Origin of the sequence: Streptomyces sp. NPDC091649, from assembly GCF_044756785.1 — a bacterium.
GTDB lineage: Bacteria > Actinomycetota > Actinomycetes > Streptomycetales > Streptomycetaceae > Streptomyces.
Window position 1 is genome coordinate 863,640 of the sequence record NZ_JBIVTR010000001.1, and the last position, 18,004, is coordinate 881,643.

The following is an 18,004-nucleotide window of genomic DNA, read 5'->3' on the forward strand; positions in this document are numbered from 1 at the left end:
TCTTGCAGCTCGAAGGGCGCGCGGCAGACTTGTCTCATGGCGGCCTGCGGTGGTGTCCGCAGGTTTGTGCGGCACTGGTACGCGTTGCCCCGGGGCCGCGTACTCTGTCCCCCACCCATCCGACACCGCATGAAGAGAGCCCCCGGCCATGCCCCCTCAGGACATGACGACTGCTGCGTCTCCTTCCGGGGGCGCCGCCCCCGAACACCCGGGCCCCGACCGCCTGCTGGACTCGCTCCAGCACCAGGTGGCGGTCTTCGCCCGCCGTGCCGAACAGACCCGCCTCGGCGGTGTCGGCCAGGTCCGCAACTCGATGGACCGGGCGGCGTACCTGCTGCTGAACCGGCTGGACCGGGAAGGTCCGATGGGCGTCAAGGCGCTGGCGGCCGGGATGGGCATCGACTCCTCGACGGTGACGCGGCAGGTCGCGCCGCTCGTCGACACCGGTCTGGTCAAGCGGACCTCGCACCCGGAGGACGGCCGGGCCGTGGTGCTCCAGCTGTCGCCGCGCGGCCAGGCCCGCCTGGACGAGGTGCGGGCTTCGCGGCGCGAGCTGATGTCCCAGGTGACGGACGGCTGGACGCGGGAGGAGCGGGACACGTTCTGCACCCTGCTCACCCGCTTCAACTCCTCGCTCGCCGACCGCCAGGCCGCGCACCAGCTGCCGCAGTCCGACTGACGGCGAACGCACGACCGCCCCCGGCCCGGCCCTGCCCCTGTTCGCGTCGCTGTCGCCGTTCTGGCCGCTCTGTCACCGCCTTCGGGTCACGACGGCCGGGGCGGCCGCCCCCAGGCCCTCGCCCGGCGCGCGTCCCCGGCCCTTCCCGGCGCATCCCCGGACCGGCCGTGTCGGGACTCTTGACCGGGGCGGTGCACCGGGGCTCGTATGTGGTCCATGGCTGAGCGGGCGATCCACCGGGACCGGCTCCGCGCCCTGGAGTTCGAGACCTTCGTGGCGGGCGCGGGCGGACGCCTGCTGCACACGGCGACGCTGTTCACCGGCGAACCGTCCGAACCGCCGGGCGCCCACCCCCGGGCCGAGCGGCTGCTGCACGCGGCTCTCGCCCGTACGTACGCCGACTGGCACCGGCTGCGCGGCGGCGACCCCTACGACCGGGCCCGCCGGGAACTGGCCCTCCGGTTCGCCCGGGAGGCCCGGCGCCACCAGCGGCCGCTCGGCGGTCCGCTGGACCTGCTGACCCCCGTCGAACGGCTCGTTCTCGTCCTGCGGGTGTACGAGGAGATCGGCGAGGAGCAGACGGCGGCCCTGCTCGGGCTGCCGGGCGACCGGGTCCGCGCGGTGTGCGCCCGCGCGATGGCGCGGCTGCGCACGCCGGGGGCGGGGCGGCGCGGAACGCCCGGCGCAGGGCCCGGGACCGCCGGAGCGGGACAGGGGGCCGCCGGGCCGGGGGCGGCCTCCCCGCGCCGCACGGCCGGGCCCGGGCCGGGGGCGACGCCGGGTCCTCCGGGGGCGACGTGAGCGCCGAGCGCCGGGACTCCCGCGAGGAACAGGTCCGCAGGATGCTGGACGGCCCGCATCCGGCCCTGCCGCCGGACCTGGCCGCGCGGGCGGTCCGGCACGGCGGACGCCTGCTGCGGGTGCGCCGCACCGTGCACCGCACGGCGGGCTGGCTGCTGGGGGCGGCGCTCGCCGCGTTGCTCATCTGGATCGGGGTGGAACAGCCGTGGGCGGCCGAGCCCGCCCAGGTCACTCCGCCGCTGGAGGGCTGGTGAGGCCGGGGCCGCCGGTGGAGGCCCCGGCCCGGGGGCTCAGCCCAGTGCCTGGGTGAGGTCGGCGAGCAGGTCGTCGCCGTTCTCGATGCCGACGGAGAGGCGCACCAGGTCGGCCGGGACCTCCAGCGGGGAGCCGGCGGCGGAGGCGTGCGTCATCCGGCCGGGGTGCTCCAGGAGGGACTCCACACCGCCGAGGGATTCGCCGAGCGTGAAGAGCTTCGCCCGGTTGCAGACCTCGACCGCCGCCTCCTCGCCGCCCACGACGCGGAAGGACACCATGCCGCCGGACGCCTTCATCTGCTTGGCGGCGACCTCGTGTCCGGGGTGCTCGGGCAGGCCCGGGTAGAAGACCCGGGAGACCTTCGGGTGCCGGGTCAGCAGGTCGGCGATCCTGGTGGCGTTCTCGGTGTGCCGGTCCATGCGGACGGCGAGGGTCTTGATGCCGCGCAGCACGAGCCAGGCGTCGAAGGGACCGGCGACCGCGCCCATGGCGTTCTGGTGGTACGCCAGTTCCTCGGCCAGCTCCGGGTCGCTGACGACGAGCGCGCCGCCGACGACGTCGGAGTGGCCGCCCATGTACTTGGTGGTGGAGTGCACGACGACGTCCGCGCCGAGCGCGAGGGGCTGCTGGAGGTAGGGGGAGGCGAAGGTGTTGTCGACGACGAGGCGGGCCCCGGCCTGCCGGGCGACCTGGGCCACGGCGGCGATGTCGGTGATGCCGAGCAGCGGATTGGACGGGGTCTCCACCCAGACCGCCTTGGTGCGCGGGGTGACCGCGGCCCGCACGGCGGCCACGTCCGAGGTGTCGGCCACCGAGAACTCCACGCCCCACCGCGAGGCGACCTTCGCGAACAGCCGGAACGTGCCGCCGTAGGCGTCGTTCGGGATGATCACGTGGTCGCCGGGGGTCAGCAGCGTACGCAGGAGGCAGTCCTCGGCGGCGAGGCCGGAGGCGAAGGCGAGGCCGCGACGGCCGCCTTCGAGGGCCGCGAGGTTCTCCTCCAGCGCGGTGCGGGTCGGGTTGGCGCTGCGGCTGTACTCGTAGCCGCCGCGCAGCCCGCCCACGCCGTCCTGCTTGTACGTGGACACCTGGTAGATCGGCGGAACCACCGCGCCCGTCAAGGGGTCGGCGGTGTTTCCCGCGTGGATGGCGAGGGTTTCGAAGCTGTGCTGGTCGCTCATGAGGCCGAGCGTAGTTCGTGGAGAGGGCCCTTACCGGCCACTCGCCGCTCCGGGGACAATGGGGCCATGGAGATTCTGTTGTTCCTGCTCGCGATGTGCATCCTCGCGGCGGTGATCGGCCCGTGGGTCATGCGCAGCCGGGGCGGTATCCGCCAGGTCGCCCCCGGTTCGCCGGACGCCGCCGACCCGGACACGTACGGCTTCGCCCGACAGGAGGAACTGGACGTCCGGATGCCGGGGCCCGACCAGGACCTCCTGGACGTGCTCGACGTCGTCCAGCGCACCCAGGACTGGCGGGCGGCCGCCCAGTTGCTCGCCGGGACGCCGAAGGAGAGCGAGGTGCGCTGGCAGCGCATCCAGGCTTTCGCGGGCGCGGCCTCGCTGGAGCTGGCGCAGCGGCCCGGGGCGGGCGGCGCGTGGCTGCGGACCTGGCGGGCGGAGTCCCCGAAGGACGCGGGTGGCGCTGCGGTGCACGCGGAGTTCCTGGTGCAGCAGGCGTGGCGGTCCTCGGCGGCGGGCAGCGACGACTTCCGGATCATCCTGGAGGAGGCCCGTACGGTCTGCGGCGAGGCGGCCCTCCTCGCGCCCGGCGACCCGGTCCCGTACATCGTGGAGCTGGCGGTGGCCCGGGGTCTCGGTTACACCCCCGAGCAGTTCGACCAGCTCTGGGCGAAGATCATCGACCGGGCCCCGGCCCACATGGGGGCGCACATCGCGGCGCTGCACTTCCACTGCGAGAAGTGGCACGGCTCGCGCGCGGAGGCCGACGCCTTCGCCACGGCCGCCGCCGCCCGCGCCCCGCGGGGCTCCCTGCTCGCCGCGCTGCCGCTGTTCGCGGTGTACGAGCACCTGCCGGAGGTCAACCTCGTACAGGGCTTCTACCGCGGCCAGGTGGTGACCAAGGCCGTCGAGGGCGCGATGTTCGCGGTGCACGCGGCCCGTCCGGACGACCCGATGCTGGCGCATGTCCGTCATCTCCTGGTGCTGTTCCTGGTCCACATGGAGCGCTGGTCGGAGGCGATGCTCCAGCTGGTCCACGTCGACGGCCACGTGGGCGCCCTGCCGTGGAGCCAGGACCCGGACCCGGCCGCGCAGTACACGGTCTACCGGGCGCTGGCGGTCGCGGGGTACGAGGCGAACGGCGGCAGCCCGGCGACACTGCCGCACTGACCGCCGCCCCGTGCGGCCGCCCGGAATCCGGGCGGCCGCTCCTTTGTTGTAGGTACCGAACACCGACCCCCGGAGGAGCCCCGCATGTTCCTGAACCACCGCACCCCCGAGCTCCCCACCCCGGAGCAGGCCCTGCGAGGCCGCCCCGTCCCCGAATTCACCGTCCCCTCCCACCACGCGGTCCTCGGCAATCCGCTGGCGGGCCCGTATCCGGAGGGTCTGGAGGTGGCGGACTTCGCGCTGGGCTGCTTCTGGGGTGCGGAGCGGAAGTTCTGGCAGACCGAGGGCGTCTGGACGACGCTCGTCGGCTACCAGGGCGGCTACACGGAGAACCCCACGTACGAGGAGGCGTGCTCGGGTCTGACCGGGCACACGGAGGCGGTACGCGTGGTCTTCGACCCGGACGTCGTCCCGTACACGGAGCTGCTGAAGCTCTTCTGGGAGTCGCACAACCCGACGCAGGGCTTCCGCCAGGGCAATGACGTGGGCACCCAGTACCGCTCCGCGATCTACACCCACTCCGCCGCCCAGGCGTCGGCCGCCGACGCCTCCCGCGAGGCGTACCAGAAGGTCCTGACGGCCTCGGGTCACCGGGAGATCACCACGGAGATCCTCCCGGCCGAGGGCCGCCCGTTCTGGCCGGCGGAGGCATACCACCAGCAGTACCTGGAAAAGAACCCGGGCGGCTACTGCGGCATCGGCGGCACGGGCGTCTCCTGCCCGATCGGCGTGGCCCCGGTCGAGGGCTGATCCGCGATCCCACTGACCGCGGGGGCCCTGCGGCGACCCGCGGCCCTGCTGACCGCTGGGGCCCTAGGCGACCCGCGGTCCCGCTGCGCGGGGCCTACGGCGTGCCCTGGCCGAGCATTGCCGGGAGCAGTCGCCGCAGCAGTCGTTCGAAGAGGGCGTCCCGGTCGGCCGGGGGCGGGGCGCCCGCCGCGGTGAGGGCGGCGAGCAGGTGCGGGTGGCGGCCCTCGGCGGCGACGGCGGCCAGGTGGGCCGCCTGGGCGGAGGGGTCGCCGACGGCGCCCGTCGCGGCGGTCTCGCGGCGGGCGAAGAGAACCGCCAGGCCGCCGAGGAGGCCGATGGCCTCCAGCTTCTGTCCGGCGGTGCCGGGCGCGGGGGCCAGGATCGCGAGTGCGTGGTCGAGGTAGTCGATCGCGTGCGGGCCCAGCACCTCGCCGCGCCGGTCGTTGAGATCGGCCAGCCACGGGTGCCGGAGGTGCGCGGCCCTGGACTGGAGGGCCAGGCCGACGAGGTCGTCCAGCCAGTCGCCACCGGTGGGCCGGGAGAGGTCCAGCTCGCCCGCGACCGCGTCCGCCATGAGGTCCAGCAGCTCGTCCCGGCTGCCCACGTAGCGGTAGAGCGAGGCGGGCCCCGTGCCCAGCCTCTGCGCGAGTGCGCGCATCGACACGGCCGCCAGGCCCTCCGCGTCGGCGAGGGCGAGGGCGGCCCCGGTGATCTGGGCGCGGCTGCGTTCGGGCGCGGGCCCGCGGGCGCCGCGCTCGGGGCGTGACCAGACGGTCGTCGGCCGGGTCTCGCGGTCGGCCACGGTCCGCCACTTCCCTTCGGGTCCCCGTCCGGGGTTCCGGAGCTGGCTGTAGTCTAATACTGCGAACACCATTCGCAGTATCCCAGTCCCGGAGGAGCCCGCCATGACCTGGACCGAACGCCGCTTCGCCCGCAACGGTGCGGTCGAGCTCGCCCACGACCGGCTCCAGGAGGGCGCGGACGGCGAACCGCTCCTCCTCGTGATGGGGCTGGCCGTCTCCCGGCACTGGTGGCCCGGGGAGCTGTGCACGGCCTTCGCCGACGCCGGGTTCGCCGTCGCCCGCTACGACCAGCGGGACGCGGGCGAGTCCACCCGGCTGCCGAAGCGCGCCACCCGCGGCAACCCCTTCGCCGCCCTGGCCGCCGGCCGCGGCGCGGCCTACACCGCCGAGGACATGGCCGACGACGCCGTCGCCGTCATGGACGCGCTCGGCTGGGAGTCGGCGCACCTCTTCGGGCACTCCCTGGGCGGGGTCGTCGCCCAGCGCGTCGCGCTGCGCCACCCGGACCGGGTCCGCACGCTCACCTCGTCGGCCGCGCTGCCCAGCGACGTCCGCGGCCTGGGCGCCTTCCGCCATCTGCGGCTCGGCACGCTCGCGAAGCTCGCCCGCGTCAAGCCCGCCCGGGACCGGGAGGAGCGGATCGCGGCGGGGCTAGCGGTGGCGCGGCTCTGCGCCTCGCCCGGCTACCCGTTCGACGAGGCGGGGACCCTGGAGCGGATCACCGCCGACGCCGACACGGGCATCGCCGACCCGGACGCCCAGTCCCGCCAGATCGGCGCGGCGTGGCACGGCCCGTCCCTGGCCGGACTGCGCGTTCCCGCGCTGGTGCTGCACGGCACGGACGACCCGCTGCTCAAGCCCTCCGCGGGCCGCGCCACCGCCGCGGCGATCCCCGACGCCCGGCTCGTCCTCCAGCCCGGCGTCGGCCACGACATCCCGCGCGAGCGGCACGCCGCCGTCGCCGCCGAGGTCCGGGCACTCGCCGACCGGGACAGGGTCGGCGGCCGCCCCTGAGGGCTCCTCCACCGGAGGCTCCCGCCGGGCAGCCGACCCCGACGGCAGGCTCCCGGCGAGCCTCACGTCAGGCGGCCAGCAGCACTCCGCCCATCGGGCCCGCCGGGGGCATCGCTCCCGCCGGGCCGCTCGACCGTGCCGGACCGGCCGATCGCACGGAGGACCGGTGTCCGCCGGCCGCCCCCGACCCGAGCCCACGGGACCGGGACCGGGCGGCGGCAAGGCTGACCAGCTGCTCCCCGGCCAGCGCCAGAACGTCGGCGAGGCTCAGGCCGAGCGCCTGGGCCGCGGCGGCCAGCACCTCGGAGGATGCCTCCTTGCGGCCCCGCTCCACCTCGGAGAGGTACGCCATGGAGATCCGGGACGCGTCGGACACATCCTTCAACGTCCGGCCCTGCGCCCGGCGTTCGCGGCGCAGCACCTCCCCGACGAGGTCTCGCCAGAGCGGTTCCCGGGGCGGGGCCGGGACAGCCGCCGGGAGCGGGCGCAGGGGGATCACGTGGGCCTGGTTCGTCGCTCGGATGCTCACCGCCCCAGCCTAGGAGCACGACACCGCTCCCCGCACGGTTCGCGCGTTGCGCTCGGGGCGGATCTGCTGATGGCGAAGTCGCGTGACAGACGGCCGGTACCGGGACGGCCGGTACCGGGACGGCCGGTACCAGGACGGGCGGTACCGGGACGGCCGGTACCGGGACGGGCGGTACCGGGGGACGGCCGCTGTCGTCACGCCTGACAGCGGCGTCTCTGCGGGGAGACGACACGAGAGCGGGCGGCGTGCTCACCCGGCGACGGCGGAGACTCGACGCCGGTAGTAGGCGATCGCGAGAGCGACGGTGATGGGTCCCCAAGCGGCGAGGAGGGTCCCGCACACCGACGCCAGCGCCTGCCAGGCGTCGTTGGCGTACCCGATGGAGTCGACGACGCCGTACAGGGTGAGGTCGCGATCATCGCCCAGTGGGACGGCGGTGAACAGGAAGGTGAGGATCAGGCCGCCGAGCACGGCGGGGACGACGGCCGCCATCGGCCGGACGCGTCTGCCGCCGATGACCGGTATCCAGGCGGGCGCCACCTCCCCCCAGCCCCGGACCAGCCCGATGGTCAGGATCGCGACCACTTCCGTCAGCACGCTGAGCCCGAGAACGTACGGGATGCTCAGCCAGAGGGCGGGCAGACTGCCCTCCTGGGCCTCCTGCCCCATCGTGAAGTGCAGAGCGAAGGGCAGCCGCCACAGGCACGCCGGCAGCAGAAGCAGCGGAAGCGCGTAGGCCAGGCACATCGCCCACCGAGGAACGGGCCGCTCGGTGTCACCGACGGACGGGGGGCGGTGAAGGATCTTCAGCGTCATGACTCCACCCTCGCGGAGCAGGCATGACGAGGAATCACCCGAGCGAGCCAACCCGCTCCCCCGCGCGAGGGAGGCCGCACCTGGCGGCCTCGCCCGCGCGGGGTAGCGGTTCCGGCGGCGACCGCGCCGGCGCCGGAGCCTCGCCGCGTACGGTCAGATCAGCCCCTGCGCCAGCATCGCGTCCGCGACCAGCTCGAAGCCCGCGATGTTCGCGCCCACCACGTAGTTGCCGGGGCTCCCGTAGCGTTCGGCGGTGGTGAAGCAGGAGTCGTGGATGTGCCGCATGATCTCGGCGAGGCGCTCCTCGGTGTGCGAGAAGGTCCAGGAGTCGCGGGAGGCGTTCTGCTGCATCTCCAGCGCGCTCGTGGCGACCCCGCCCGCGTTGGCGGCCTTGCCGGGGGCGAAGGCCACGCCCGCCTCCTGGAACACGCGGACCGCCTCCGGCGTGGTCGGCATGTTGGCGCCCTCCGCGACCGCCTTGACCCCGTTGCGCACAAGGTCCTGCGCGTCGGACTCGTGGAGTTCGTTCTGCGTGGCGCAGGGCAGGGCCACGTCCACGGGGACCGACCACACACCCGTACCGGATACGAACCGGGCGTGTGCGCCGCGCCGTTCGGCGTACTCCGAGACCCGCCCCCGGCCGGCCTCCTTGATCTCCTTGAGGAGGGCGAGGTCGATGCCCTTCTCGTCGACGACATAGCCGCCGGAGTCCGAGCAGGTCACCACGGTCGCGCCGAGCTGCTGGGCCTTCTCGATGGCGTAGACCGCCACGTTGCCGGAGCCCGAGACCGCGACGGTCTGCCCCTCCAGCGACTCGCCCCGGCTGCGCAGCATCTCGGCGGTGAACATGACCGTGCCGTAGCCGGTGGCCTCCGTACGGGCCTGTGCGCCGCCCCAGCCGAGGCCCTTGCCGGTGAGGACGCCGGACTCGTAACGGTTGGTGATCCTCTTGTACTGGCCGAAGAGATAGCCGATCTCCCGGCCGCCCACACCGATGTCACCGGCCGGGACGTCGGTGTACTCCCCCAGGTGGCGGTGGAGTTCGGTCATGAAGGACTGGCAGAACCGCATGATCTCGGCGTCGGACCGCCCCTTGGGGTCGAAGTCCGCGCCGCCCTTGCCGCCGCCGATGGGCATGCCGGTGAGGGCGTTCTTGAAGATCTGCTCGAAGCCGAGGAACTTCACGATGCCGAGGTTGACCGAGGGGTGGAACCGCAGCCCGCCCTTGTAGGGGCCGAGCGAACTGGAGAACTCGACCCGGAAGCCCCGGTTGACGTGGATGTCGCCGGAGTCGTCCGACCACGGCACCCGGAAGATCAGCTGGCGCTCGGGTTCGCATATCCGCTCGATGATGCGCGCGTCGACGAACTCGGGGCGCTGGGTCAGCACCGGTCCGAGCGTTTCCAGGACCTCGCGTACCGCCTGGTGGAACTCCCCCTCGCCCTGGTTGCGGCGAAGGATCTCGGCGTAGAGCGGCTCGATGACGCGGGCGGCGGCATCGTGCGTGCGGGCGGAGTCGGGCGAGTCGTGGATGACCGGCATCTGATCAAGACCTTCCGTGGTCGGCTCGTGCGCTTCGGCGCCCCCGTCCCGGAGAGCGCCACCGGTCCGCCTCCCCCGCCGGAGCCCCGCGGACTCCCCCTCGGGAGGACCACGCGGCCGTCGCCCGGCCGGGCGATGCGCAGGACCGTCGTACGGTCCGATTCTCGCGTGCGGCCCGATGATCTTCGAGGACCATCCACATATTGGCCGCGATCAGCCGTTTTGATCAGCGCCCGGACCGCCGCGCCGAGTCTCCACCGGCCGCCGATCCGCTGTTCCGGACGGTCCTCGCGCCTCGGACCCGTTCCCCGGCCACGATACCCGGAGTGACGAAGGTCACCTTGCGGATCGGCTCGCACGCGGCCGCGCAGCGCCCACAGGCCGGCCCGCGGCGGCGAGCACGGTGACGCCGACGACGATGCTCAGGGCGATCCGGAGGCCGCTCTCCTCCACCGCGAAGCCGAGGACGACGTTGGCTGCGAGGGCGGCGGCCAGCACGAGCCGGAGCAGGATTTCATGGCGGTTGATACCTCCGTCCAGGTGATACGTCCAGCCTGTCGGCCGGAGCGCGCCGCGAGAAGGGAGCGGCGCACGCCGGCGCGGGTGGGTACCGGTGCGGCCGTGGGCGGGGCCGGCGCGCGGTTGAACCACCTGTGCGGCCGGAGGAGGGCAACCGTAAGGGTCCCGTGAAGCAGAACCGGGGTACAGAACCGGGGTGCGGGAGTTACCCGCCAGGAACGGGGACACCCGCCTGACGATCAGTCATGATGCCCCCATGACGAAGCCGCGGGGGCGTCGGAGAGGGCAGCCTCCTGACGAGTTGCGGGCGCTGTACGGAGCGCGCCGGTACGGGAGCGGGGCCGCTCGGGCCCGTCCGGAACCGCTCGCGGCACCGCCTCCGCCGCCCGACGGGGGCGCACTTCCGCGCGCGGCGTGTCCCGCGTACGCCCGCCCCTCGCCGTATCCCGCCCCAGGGCGCCGGGGGCGGCCGCGCGTCCCCCGGGGCACGGGCGACATGCGGCGCTGTCTGGCGGTGGGGCTCGACTGCTATCTGTGCCTGCTGGCCGCCGGGCTCCTGGTGCGGTTCTGTCTGAACTCCGGCGGGGCGGGGCGTGCGGTCGCCCTGTTGGCCGTCCAGCTGGTCGCGCTGTCGTTCGCCAACCAGGTGCTGCTGACGATGGCCGTCCGGGCGAGCGCCGGGAAGCTGATCATGGGAGTCCGGGTGATCCGGCTGCCCGACGCGGGCCGGCCGGGCTTCCGCCGGCTGGTGCTGCGCTGGCTGTACGGGCTCCTCTGGCTGCCGCTCGGGCCCTGGCGGCGGCTCCGCCACGGCCCGGCGGCGCTCAGTGGCCCGGAGAGGACCCCGGGCCGCCCCGCCGAACCGCCCGAGGACCTCGCGGGGGTGCGCCAGGTCCGGAGCAGCGACCTGCGGACCTACCGGGCGGCGGTACGCAGACGTACGGACTGAGCTTCTTCCCCGGTCACCTGCCGGCGAGGGCCCGCAGCCGCCCCTTCAGCGCCAGTCGCCGGTCAGCCAGGCCACCAGGCGGGAGTGCGGCGTGTACGGGTCGCACGCGACGATCGCGTCGGTGGCGACGATGTCGTAGGTGACGACCTGTCCGACATCACGGGCCATCCGGCTGAAGCCGCCGGAAAGGTCGCCGGGTTCCCCGAGAGCCACCGGGGCGGTGGAGTGGACTGCCGGTTCGTCCTGGCAGCCGACGTGAGGGAGGGGCTGGCCGAGGTACCAGCCGCTGACGAAGACGGCGTACAGAGCCGCGGTCGCGCCCAGGCGGCGCGGAGTTATCCAGTGAGGCACCCGCCGGAGTCTTCCACGGCCCGGGGCTTCGGGACCGCGGTGCGCCGACTCGCCCGCTCCTGGGGAGAGGTGAGGCGAGGCGCGGCGGTCACGGCGCGGCACGGCACGGCACAGCGGCACGGCGGCACGGTTCAGGGGTTCACGGCGGTCACGGCGGTCACGGCGGTCACGGCGGTCACGGCGGTCACGGCGGTCACGGCGGTCACGGCGGTCACGGCGGTCACGGCACGATGGTCGGGTGACCGGTCTGTCAGTGCGGCGTGTCAGGATCTGAACATGCCGGGCACTCGTACGACTCGTGGTCTCGACGCTCTGCGTGCGGACATTCCCTTCTACACACTCACCTTCGCCAAGGGGCTGCCTCCCTCGGAGCTGCTGACCCGGATGGGAGTGGACCCCGGGACGCTGGCGCTCCGTGACCTCCTGGGCCTGGAGGATGACTTCGGTGACACCCTCCTTGACGAGGACGAGCCGGTGGCTACGGCCGGAACCGACGGCGAGTGGACCTGGGCATGGGAGCAGGGCGGCCTTCACGGGCTGGACGAGGGAGTGCTGTCGAGGGTCTCGCGGGGGACGGAGGCGGTCGCGCTTCACTACAACGAGAAGCCGATGCACTGGTTCAAGTACGCGGTCGACGGACGCGTCGTCGTCGACTTCCAGACCCTTCAGCCGATCGCACCGACCGGCCTGGGTCCCCACCGGCTGGATGCCTTCATGAGTCCTCTGGGACTCCTGCCGGGGGAGCCGGCTCCGCTGCGCAGCGTCCTGGCTCTCGCGGAGGACGCCTTCGGGCTGCGCCTGACGCCTGCCGGGGCGGACGAGGAGCGCTGGAGCGGCAGCCTGCTGCCCCTGCCCTCGGGAGAATGACGCCGCCCGGCCGCCGGAGCCCGAACAGGTGGCACATGCTGCCGGCCTGACGGCGGCAGCGGTCCCGGGCGGGGTCAGCGGGAGGTGCGGTGCCGAGGGGGGAGGGCCTGGCCGTCGCTACGGGAGCGACTGCCGGGGGCAGGGCATGGCCGTCGTCGGTGGCGGACGGGGCCCGCACGGCGTGGCTCCCGGGCCGGGCCGGCGGGTCGCTCCGGCGACCGTGCGCGGGCCTCGTGCGACGACCCCGTGAACTCGCCGCCCTCGACGGCGCCTTCGAACGCGGTCCACCTGATGCGAGGTCGCGGCGGAACAGGGGCCCGGACACGCCGAAGGCGGCGGTCCCGGAGTCTTCCGGGACCGCCGCCTTCGGGCGGGGAGGGGGTGGTGCGGAGAAGGAGGACGTGAGCGGGTGGATCAGACCTGCGAGCCGGCCGTCCACTCGGACCAGCTCATGTTCCAGCCGTTGAGGCCGTTGTCCGGGGTGATGGTCTTGTCCGGGGAGTTCTTGACGATGACCACGTCGCCGATGAGGGAGTTGTCGTAGAACCAGGCGCCGGGCGCACTGGAGTCGTTGGCGCCCTTCACGTCGGCGAGGCCCACGCAGCCGTGGCTGGTGTTGGCGTTGCCGAAGATGCCCTTGCCCCAGTAGTTGCCGTGGATGAAGGTGCCCGACGTGGACAGGCGCATGGCGTGCGGCACGTCCTTGATGTCGTACTCGCCCTTGCCGTCGTCATCGGTGAAACCGACGGTGGCGCCGTTCATCCGGGTCTCCTTGTGCTTCTCGGAGATCACCATCTGACCGTTGTACGTGGGGTTCTCGGGGGAGCCCGCGGAGATCGGGATCGTCTTGATCGTCTTGCCGTCGCGGGTGACCGTCATCGTCTTGGTCTTCACGTCGACGGTGGAGACCTGGCTGCGGCCGACCTTGAAGGTCACGGTCTTCTGCTGGACACCGAAGACGCCGTCAGCGCCCTCGACGCCGTCGAGGGCCAGCTTCAGGGTGACGGTCGAGCCGCCCTGCCAGTAGTCCTTCGGGCGCAGGTCCAGGCGCTGGGCGTTGAACCAGTGGCCGACGACTTCCTGGCCGCTGCTGGAGGTCACGGTGATGCCGTCCTGGACGGCCTTCTTGTCCGTGATCGCCTTGTTGAAGTTGATCGAGACCGGCATCCCGACGCCGACCGTGGAGCCGTCCTCGGGGGTGAAGTTCCCGATGAAGCTGTTGTCGGGCGAGACGGTGGTGAAGGAGCTGTTCTCGTGGGCCTTACGGCCCTTCGCGTCCTCGGCCGTGGCGTCGATCTTGTAGGTGGTGGACCGCTCCAGCTGGCCCGCGGGCTTCCAGCTGGACCCGTCGGCCGCCAGCGTGCCCTCGACCGGGGTGCCGTCCGCCGTGGTCATGACGACCTCGGTCAGCTTGCCCTTGGTGACGGAGACCTGGGCGGCGTTGTTGATGCTGGCGTTGGTCGCACGGTCCTTCGGCTTGATCGTTATCTGCGCCTCGGAGGCGTCCGCGGCCGCCGCCTCGTCCACCTCCCGCTGCGACGACTCCGAACTCCCGGCGTTCGTCTTTCCGCCCTTGTCGCCGTCGTCGCTGCAGGCCGAAAGCACCAGCACGCCGCCGAGCAGTGCGGACACGACCACGAGGCCCCTGCGCCGCTTGCTGTCCGTCATCACACGCTTCTCCATCGTTGCCGACTCCCCAAAATCCCCGGACGGGGCCGCCGGGCGGCTATTCCCCGTCAATGTTCCAAGAACACCCGGAAAGGGTGCTCCGTTCCACATCCACGACAGATGTGGGGAACACCACTCATCGACGCGGTCCCGGCTGCGGTGGTTCCCGCGACGGGACCCCGGTTTTCCGCTGTCGCACAGTGCGGCCCCGGTCCGCCGGTGAGCGGGGCCGGGGCCGGTGTTCTCACACGTCACACCCGCTGCGCGGGGTCACCGTCCTCGCCGTCCCTCTCTCCATTGTGCGCGACCGCGTCGCCGTACCCCTCCTCGTCGCCGCCGTCCCGGGGCAGGAAGAGGCCCTCCTCGCCGTCGTCCGCGTCGTCCCAGCCCTCCGCGTCGGGGTCGTACTCGATGCTCTCGCTGCTCCAGGACGCCTGGGCGAGTTCGACCCCGGGGACCTCGCTGACCAGGTCGAAGGGGTCGACCAGCGAGGCGAGGGCCTCCGCACCGTCTGCCCGGACCGTGGCCTCGGCATGCATCCGCTCCTCGGCGGTGTCGCCCCCGGCGACCGCCGCGACGGGCTCTCCGTACTCGGCGGCGATGGATTCGAGGGCGGTGCCGGTCAGGGCGTCGAGGTCGGTGATCTCCAGCACCATCTCCACGCGAAGTCGAACAAACCTGGATGTCTCTTCTGTGCTCATAGGCCGGAGCGTAAGGCCCGGCGGGCCCGCGACTTTCCACCGACCCGCTGCTTTGCTTAGCATCGGCCCACGGGGCTAACTCATGCTTGTCGCAAGGGGATCGAATCTGTGTCCGTCGCTCGTCGCACACTGCTGACCGCCACCGCCGCAGGCACCCTGCTGGCCGCTCTCTGGTTCGTCCCGTCGGCCAACGCGACCGGTGAGAACGCCGCACAGGGCGCCCAGGTCGCCACGTCGGACCTGACCACCGCCGCCGCCACGTCCGGCCTGACCGACGGCCATGCCGAAGACGCCTCCGGGGCACGCCTCGCCGACACCGGGCCGGGCCGGGACACCACCCCGTATCTCATCGGCGGCACAGCCCTGTTGGGGATCGGCGCCGGCTTCGTCACCTACTCGGTACGCCGTGCCGGCCCGGGGATGCTTCCGGCGCTCTGACCCCGTACGCCGGGTAGGACGGCGCCGGGAATCCGCTGGTCCCGGCGTGGCGCCTCTCCTGTACGTCCGGGACAAGCGCCGCTTCGCCGTACGTCCGGGAGAGGCACTGCTCCCCCCGGGCCTCTCCCGGACCTCTCCCGGACGTACGGGACCGGCTCAGGCCAGCGGTCCCGTGACCGGCTCCACGGCCGCGACCAGGCGCCCCTCCCGCACGAACGTGTCGGCGGCGGCCAGGTCCGGGGCGAGGAAGCGGTCCGGGCCCGGGCCCTCGGCGCCGGCGGCCCGCAGCGCGTCCACGGCGGCCTGTGAGGCGGGGGCGGGGGTGAGGCCCTGGGCGGCGCGGATCTCGACGGCGCGGGTTGCGGCGTACAGCTCGACGGCGACGATCCGGGCCAGGTCGTCCACAGCGGTGCGGAGCTTGCGCGCGGCGGACCAGCCCATGGAGACGTGGTCCTCCTGCATCGCGGAGGACGGGATGGAGTCGGCGGAGGCGGGGACCGCGAGCCGCTTCATCTCGCTGACCAGGGCGGCCTGGGTGTACTGGGCGATCATCAGGCCCGAGTCGACCCCGGCGTCGTCCGCGAGGAACGGCGGCAGGCCGTGCGAGCGGTTCTTGTCGAGCAGCCGGTCGGTGCGGCGTTCGCAGATCGAGCCGAGGTCGGCGGCGACGATCGCGAGGAAGTCCAGGACGTACGCGACGGGCGCGCCGTGGAAGTTGCCGTTGGACTCGACCCGGCCGTCGGGAAGCACGACCGGGTTGTCGACCGAGGAGGCCAGTTCGCGGCCCGCGACGACGGCGGCGTAGTCGAGGGTGTCGCGGCCCGCGCCGTTGACCTGGGGGGCGCAGCGCACCGAGTAGGCGTCCTGGACCCGGGGCGCGTCGTCCTGGTGATGGCCCGTCAGGCCCGAACCGGCGAGCACCCGCAGCATGTTGTCGGCGCTGACGCCCTGGCCGGGGTGCGGGCGGATGGCGTGCAGCTCGGGGGCGAGGACCTTGTCCGTGCCGAGCAGCGCCTCCAGGGAGAGGGCGGCGGTGATGTCGGCCGAGGTGTAGAGGTTCTTCAGGTCGGCGAGGGCCATGACGAGCATGCCGAGCATGCCGTCGGTGCCGTTGAGGAGGGCCAGGCCCTCCTTCTCGCGCAGCTCGACCGGGACGATGCCGTGCGCGGCGAGCAGCTCGCCCGCCGGGCGGACCGTGCCGTCGGGGCCCTCCGCGTCACCCTCGCCCATCAGGGTGAGCGCGCAGTGCGAGAGCGGGGCCAGGTCGCCAGAGCAGCCGAGCGAACCGTACTCGTGGACGACGGGCGTGATGCCCGCGTTCAGCAGGTCGGCCATGGTCTGCGCGACCTCGGGGCGTACGCCGGTGTGCCCGGAGGCGACCGTCTTGAGCCGGAGGAACATCAGCGCGCGGACGACCTCGCGCTCGACGCGGGGGCCCATGCCGGCCGCGTGGGAGCGGACGATGTTGCGCTGGAGCTGCGCCCGCAGTTCCGGGCTGATGTGGCGGCTGGCGAGGGCGCCGAATCCGGTGGAGACGCCGTAGACGGGCTCCGGTTTGGCGGCGAGCGCGTCCACGACGAGACGTGCGGCGGCCAGGGCTTCCACGGCGGCGGCGGAGAGCTCCACCCGGGCGCCGTGGCGGGCTACGGCAACGACGTCCTCGGCGGTGGTTCCGGACGTCCCCACCACAACAGTGTGCATATCCATATTCAGCAGCGTACGGATTGAAACCCTTCATGTCACTAGGGGTTCGGGACAGGACTCCTTACCTGCCGACGCGGCCCCCGGCCTGCCGGCAGGGCCCCTGGACATGCCGACGAAGCCCTTGGGCGCCCGCCGACGGATGCGCCCCCGACCCGGGATGACCCACGGCCCGGGGCGGCCCGTCGCCCGGGGCGGCCCGTCGCCCGGGGCGGCCCGTCGCCCGGGATGGCCCGCGGCCCGGATCGGCCCGTGGCCGTCGCACAACCTCCCGCGCCGGTCCGAGCGGATGAACGCTTGCCCGCCGCGCCGCGAGGCGGAGAGGCTGTGCCCATGCGCCGACTCCTGCCGCTCGCCCCGCTCCTGCTGCTCACCGTCTCCGCCTGCGGAGTGCTCCAGTCCTCCGAGAGCGAGGCCGCGGACTCCGCCCGGGACACGGCCAGGAAGGCGGGCGAGCGGCTCTACAGCCAGCGTCCGCGTACGGCGGAGGAGGTCGGGTACGCCGCCTCCGGCATCGACGGGGTGGAGGTCCTGCGGGTGAACGGCACCTCCACCCACGACGGGGACGGCGTCCACGTGGTCGTCCGCACGTCCGGATCGGCGTACAACCAGAGGTTAGATCCCGATCCGGTCACCGTGCGGCGCTGTTTCGAGGTGCGGGTGTCGCCGAAGTCGGAGTGGCGCGAGGACCCCCGTGACGTGGGCTGTCCGGACGGCCCCCGGCCCACCTTCGCCCCGCCGCCCGAACCTCCCCGGCTGCCGTCCGAGGAGCTCCGCGCGGAACTCCCCCGGGTGCCGGAGGGGGGCCGGGCGGAGGAGGCCGGGGTCCGCCGGGCGCTCGCCGCGCTGGACCTGGACCCGGCGATACGCACCGAGGTGAGGGCGGACGGCGGCCGGATCGGCGTCCTCCTGTCGGTGCGGGGCAACGGCTACGACCCGCAGGACTGCCTCCTCGCCCGCGTGGCCCCCGGCGCCACCGAGGTGTGGGTGCCGTCCCGGATACAGCGCATGCCCGGGGAGGGCGGCTGCACCATCGAGAACGCCCTGGAGCGGATGCCGCCGCCCCACTGAACGGAGCGCCCGGCACGGCGCCCCCCGGCTAGCGACCGGCGCCGCGACCCCGGCCGGGCGAACGGCGTCGCGGGCCCCGGCTAGCGAACGGCGTCGAGGGTCCCGGGCGGGCGAACGGCGTCGCGGCGGGCCCCGGCCGAGCGACCGGCACGGTGCCCCCGCCCCCCGACCACCACCACCCCGACCGAGCGGCGTGGCA

General features: G+C 73.5%; 20 protein-coding genes. 10 read left to right on the top strand and 10 right to left on the bottom strand.

Features of this window, described 5'->3' with window-relative positions; all coding sequences use genetic code 11:
• Positions 1-148: 148 nt before the first annotated feature.
• The 3 genes from ACIQMU_RS03735 (at position 149) to ACIQMU_RS03745 (ending at position 1,734) form a co-directional block, all read left to right on the top strand.
• Complete coding sequence (locus ACIQMU_RS03735) at positions 149-679, top strand: MarR family transcriptional regulator (protein ID WP_352240426.1); 531 nt, start codon at positions 149-151, stop codon at positions 677-679.
• A 216-nt stretch (positions 680-895) separates the two neighbouring features.
• Entirely contained in the window at positions 896-1,480 is a 585-nt protein-coding gene (locus ACIQMU_RS03740; RefSeq protein WP_352240425.1) for a sigma factor-like helix-turn-helix DNA-binding protein, read from the top strand.
• Complete coding sequence (locus ACIQMU_RS03745; RefSeq protein ID WP_352240423.1) at positions 1,477-1,734, top strand: hypothetical protein; 258 nt, start codon at positions 1,477-1,479, stop codon at positions 1,732-1,734. Before ACIQMU_RS03740 ends, ACIQMU_RS03745 begins: the two co-directional genes overlap by 4 nt.
• A 36-nt stretch (positions 1,735-1,770) precedes the next feature.
• Here the strand turns inward: ACIQMU_RS03745 and ACIQMU_RS03750 are convergent, their stop codons facing one another.
• A complete protein-coding gene (locus ACIQMU_RS03750; protein ID WP_352240422.1) occupies positions 1,771-2,916 on the bottom strand; it encodes a cystathionine gamma-synthase in 1,146 nt (381 codons plus the stop codon).
• A 66-nt stretch (positions 2,917-2,982) separates the two neighbouring features.
• On the opposite strand from ACIQMU_RS03750, the gene ACIQMU_RS03755 reads away from it, so the two are divergent.
• Together ACIQMU_RS03755 and msrA are read left to right on the top strand one after the other, a co-directional pair.
• A complete protein-coding gene (locus tag ACIQMU_RS03755; RefSeq protein WP_402688151.1) occupies positions 2,983-4,086 on the top strand; it encodes a hypothetical protein in 1,104 nt (367 codons plus the stop codon).
• Positions 4,087-4,170: 84 nt separating this feature from the next.
• Positions 4,171-4,836, top strand: a complete 666-nt coding sequence (gene msrA / locus ACIQMU_RS03760; protein WP_352240420.1) for a peptide-methionine (S)-S-oxide reductase MsrA — start codon at positions 4,171-4,173, stop codon at positions 4,834-4,836.
• Positions 4,837-4,930: 94 nt separating this feature from the next.
• On the opposite strand, the gene ACIQMU_RS03765 is transcribed toward msrA, so the two are convergent.
• Complete coding sequence (locus ACIQMU_RS03765; RefSeq protein WP_402688152.1) at positions 4,931-5,638, bottom strand: TetR/AcrR family transcriptional regulator; 708 nt, start codon at positions 5,636-5,638, stop codon at positions 4,931-4,933.
• A 103-nt stretch (positions 5,639-5,741) separates the two neighbouring features.
• Between ACIQMU_RS03765 and ACIQMU_RS03770 the strand changes: the two genes are divergently transcribed.
• Entirely contained in the window at positions 5,742-6,653 is a 912-nt protein-coding gene (locus tag ACIQMU_RS03770) for an alpha/beta hydrolase (RefSeq protein ID WP_352240417.1), read from the top strand.
• A 67-nt stretch (positions 6,654-6,720) separates the two neighbouring features.
• Here the strand turns inward: ACIQMU_RS03770 and ACIQMU_RS03775 are convergent, their stop codons facing one another.
• The 4 genes from ACIQMU_RS03775 to ACIQMU_RS03790 form a co-directional block, all read right to left on the bottom strand.
• Entirely contained in the window at positions 6,721-7,182 is a 462-nt protein-coding gene (locus ACIQMU_RS03775) for a helix-turn-helix domain-containing protein (RefSeq protein ID WP_402688153.1), read from the bottom strand.
• Between the two features lie 249 nt (positions 7,183-7,431).
• Positions 7,432-7,998 carry a hypothetical protein gene (locus ACIQMU_RS03780; RefSeq protein WP_402688154.1) on the bottom strand — a complete coding sequence of 189 codons (567 nt, stop codon included), beginning with the start codon at positions 7,996-7,998 and terminating at the stop codon, positions 7,432-7,434.
• Positions 7,999-8,151: 153 nt separating this feature from the next.
• The gene (gene gdhA, locus ACIQMU_RS03785; protein WP_352240414.1) at positions 8,152-9,540 is read right to left on the bottom strand and encodes an NADP-specific glutamate dehydrogenase; all 1,389 of its coding nucleotides are present in this window, start codon (positions 9,538-9,540) and stop codon (positions 8,152-8,154) included.
• A 336-nt stretch (positions 9,541-9,876) separates the two neighbouring features.
• Positions 9,877-10,038 (bottom strand): hypothetical protein, encoded by a 162-nt coding sequence (locus ACIQMU_RS03790; protein WP_402688155.1) that lies wholly within the window; start codon positions 10,036-10,038, stop codon positions 9,877-9,879.
• A gap of 517 nt (positions 10,039-10,555) precedes the next feature.
• On the opposite strand from ACIQMU_RS03790, the gene ACIQMU_RS03795 reads away from it, so the two are divergent.
• Positions 10,556-11,008, top strand: coding sequence for an RDD family protein (locus ACIQMU_RS03795; protein WP_352240412.1), 453 nt, complete (start codon positions 10,556-10,558; stop codon positions 11,006-11,008).
• A 45-nt stretch (positions 11,009-11,053) separates the two neighbouring features.
• On the opposite strand, the gene ACIQMU_RS03800 is transcribed toward ACIQMU_RS03795, so the two are convergent.
• Complete coding sequence (locus ACIQMU_RS03800; protein ID WP_352240411.1) at positions 11,054-11,359, bottom strand: hypothetical protein; 306 nt, start codon at positions 11,357-11,359, stop codon at positions 11,054-11,056.
• Between the two features lie 276 nt (positions 11,360-11,635).
• Between ACIQMU_RS03800 and ACIQMU_RS03805 the strand changes: the two genes are divergently transcribed.
• Entirely contained in the window at positions 11,636-12,226 is a 591-nt protein-coding gene (locus ACIQMU_RS03805; protein WP_352240410.1) for a DUF6461 domain-containing protein, read from the top strand.
• A gap of 414 nt (positions 12,227-12,640) precedes the next feature.
• Here the strand turns inward: ACIQMU_RS03805 and ACIQMU_RS03810 are convergent, their stop codons facing one another.
• Together ACIQMU_RS03810 and ACIQMU_RS03815 are read right to left on the bottom strand one after the other, a co-directional pair.
• Positions 12,641-13,909, bottom strand: a complete 1,269-nt coding sequence (locus tag ACIQMU_RS03810) for an Ig-like domain-containing protein (protein ID WP_352240409.1) — start codon at positions 13,907-13,909, stop codon at positions 12,641-12,643.
• Between the two features lie 236 nt (positions 13,910-14,145).
• The gene (locus ACIQMU_RS03815) at positions 14,146-14,550 is read right to left on the bottom strand and encodes a hypothetical protein (RefSeq protein ID WP_352240521.1); all 405 of its coding nucleotides are present in this window, start codon (positions 14,548-14,550) and stop codon (positions 14,146-14,148) included.
• A gap of 153 nt (positions 14,551-14,703) precedes the next feature.
• On the opposite strand from ACIQMU_RS03815, the gene ACIQMU_RS03820 reads away from it, so the two are divergent.
• Positions 14,704-15,033: a hypothetical protein gene (locus ACIQMU_RS03820; protein WP_352240408.1), complete on the top strand. Its 330-nt coding sequence runs from the start codon at positions 14,704-14,706 to the stop codon at positions 15,031-15,033.
• A gap of 156 nt (positions 15,034-15,189) precedes the next feature.
• Here the strand turns inward: ACIQMU_RS03820 and hutH are convergent, their stop codons facing one another.
• On the bottom strand, positions 15,190-16,740 hold the full coding sequence (gene hutH / locus ACIQMU_RS03825) for a histidine ammonia-lyase (RefSeq protein ID WP_352240407.1): 1,551 nt from the start codon (positions 16,738-16,740) through the stop codon (positions 15,190-15,192).
• A 327-nt stretch (positions 16,741-17,067) separates the two neighbouring features.
• Between hutH and ACIQMU_RS03830 the strand changes: the two genes are divergently transcribed.
• A complete protein-coding gene (locus ACIQMU_RS03830; RefSeq protein WP_402688156.1) occupies positions 17,068-17,805 on the top strand; it encodes a translation initiation factor IF-2 in 738 nt (245 codons plus the stop codon).
• Positions 17,806-18,004 lie beyond the last annotated feature (199 nt).

Excerpts from the sequence above, each read along its gene's own strand:
- ACIQMU_RS03735 (WP_352240426.1), top strand. The coding sequence starts at position 149 with ATGCCCCCTCAGGACATGACGACTGCTGCGTCTCCTTCCGGGGGCGCC.
- ACIQMU_RS03740 (WP_352240425.1), top strand. The coding sequence starts at position 896 with ATGGCTGAGCGGGCGATCCACCGGGACCGGCTCCGCGCCCTGGAGTTC.
- ACIQMU_RS03750 (WP_352240422.1), bottom strand. The coding sequence starts at position 2,916 with ATGAGCGACCAGCACAGCTTCGAAACCCTCGCCATCCACGCGGGAAAC.
- ACIQMU_RS03755 (WP_402688151.1), top strand. The coding sequence starts at position 2,983 with ATGGAGATTCTGTTGTTCCTGCTCGCGATGTGCATCCTCGCGGCGGTG.
- msrA (WP_352240420.1), top strand. The coding sequence starts at position 4,171 with ATGTTCCTGAACCACCGCACCCCCGAGCTCCCCACCCCGGAGCAGGCC.
- ACIQMU_RS03770 (WP_352240417.1), top strand. The coding sequence starts at position 5,742 with ATGACCTGGACCGAACGCCGCTTCGCCCGCAACGGTGCGGTCGAGCTC.
- ACIQMU_RS03780 (WP_402688154.1), bottom strand. The coding sequence starts at position 7,998 with ATGACGCTGAAGATCCTTCACCGCCCCCCGTCCGTCGGTGACACCGAG.
- gdhA (WP_352240414.1), bottom strand. The coding sequence starts at position 9,540 with ATGCCGGTCATCCACGACTCGCCCGACTCCGCCCGCACGCACGATGCC.
- ACIQMU_RS03795 (WP_352240412.1), top strand. The coding sequence starts at position 10,556 with ATGCGGCGCTGTCTGGCGGTGGGGCTCGACTGCTATCTGTGCCTGCTG.
- ACIQMU_RS03805 (WP_352240410.1), top strand. The coding sequence starts at position 11,636 with ATGCCGGGCACTCGTACGACTCGTGGTCTCGACGCTCTGCGTGCGGAC.
- ACIQMU_RS03810 (WP_352240409.1), bottom strand. The coding sequence starts at position 13,909 with ATGGAGAAGCGTGTGATGACGGACAGCAAGCGGCGCAGGGGCCTCGTG.
- ACIQMU_RS03815 (WP_352240521.1), bottom strand. The coding sequence starts at position 14,550 with ATGGTGCTGGAGATCACCGACCTCGACGCCCTGACCGGCACCGCCCTC.
- hutH (WP_352240407.1), bottom strand. The coding sequence starts at position 16,740 with ATGGATATGCACACTGTTGTGGTGGGGACGTCCGGAACCACCGCCGAG.
- ACIQMU_RS03830 (WP_402688156.1), top strand. The coding sequence starts at position 17,068 with ATGCGCCGACTCCTGCCGCTCGCCCCGCTCCTGCTGCTCACCGTCTCC.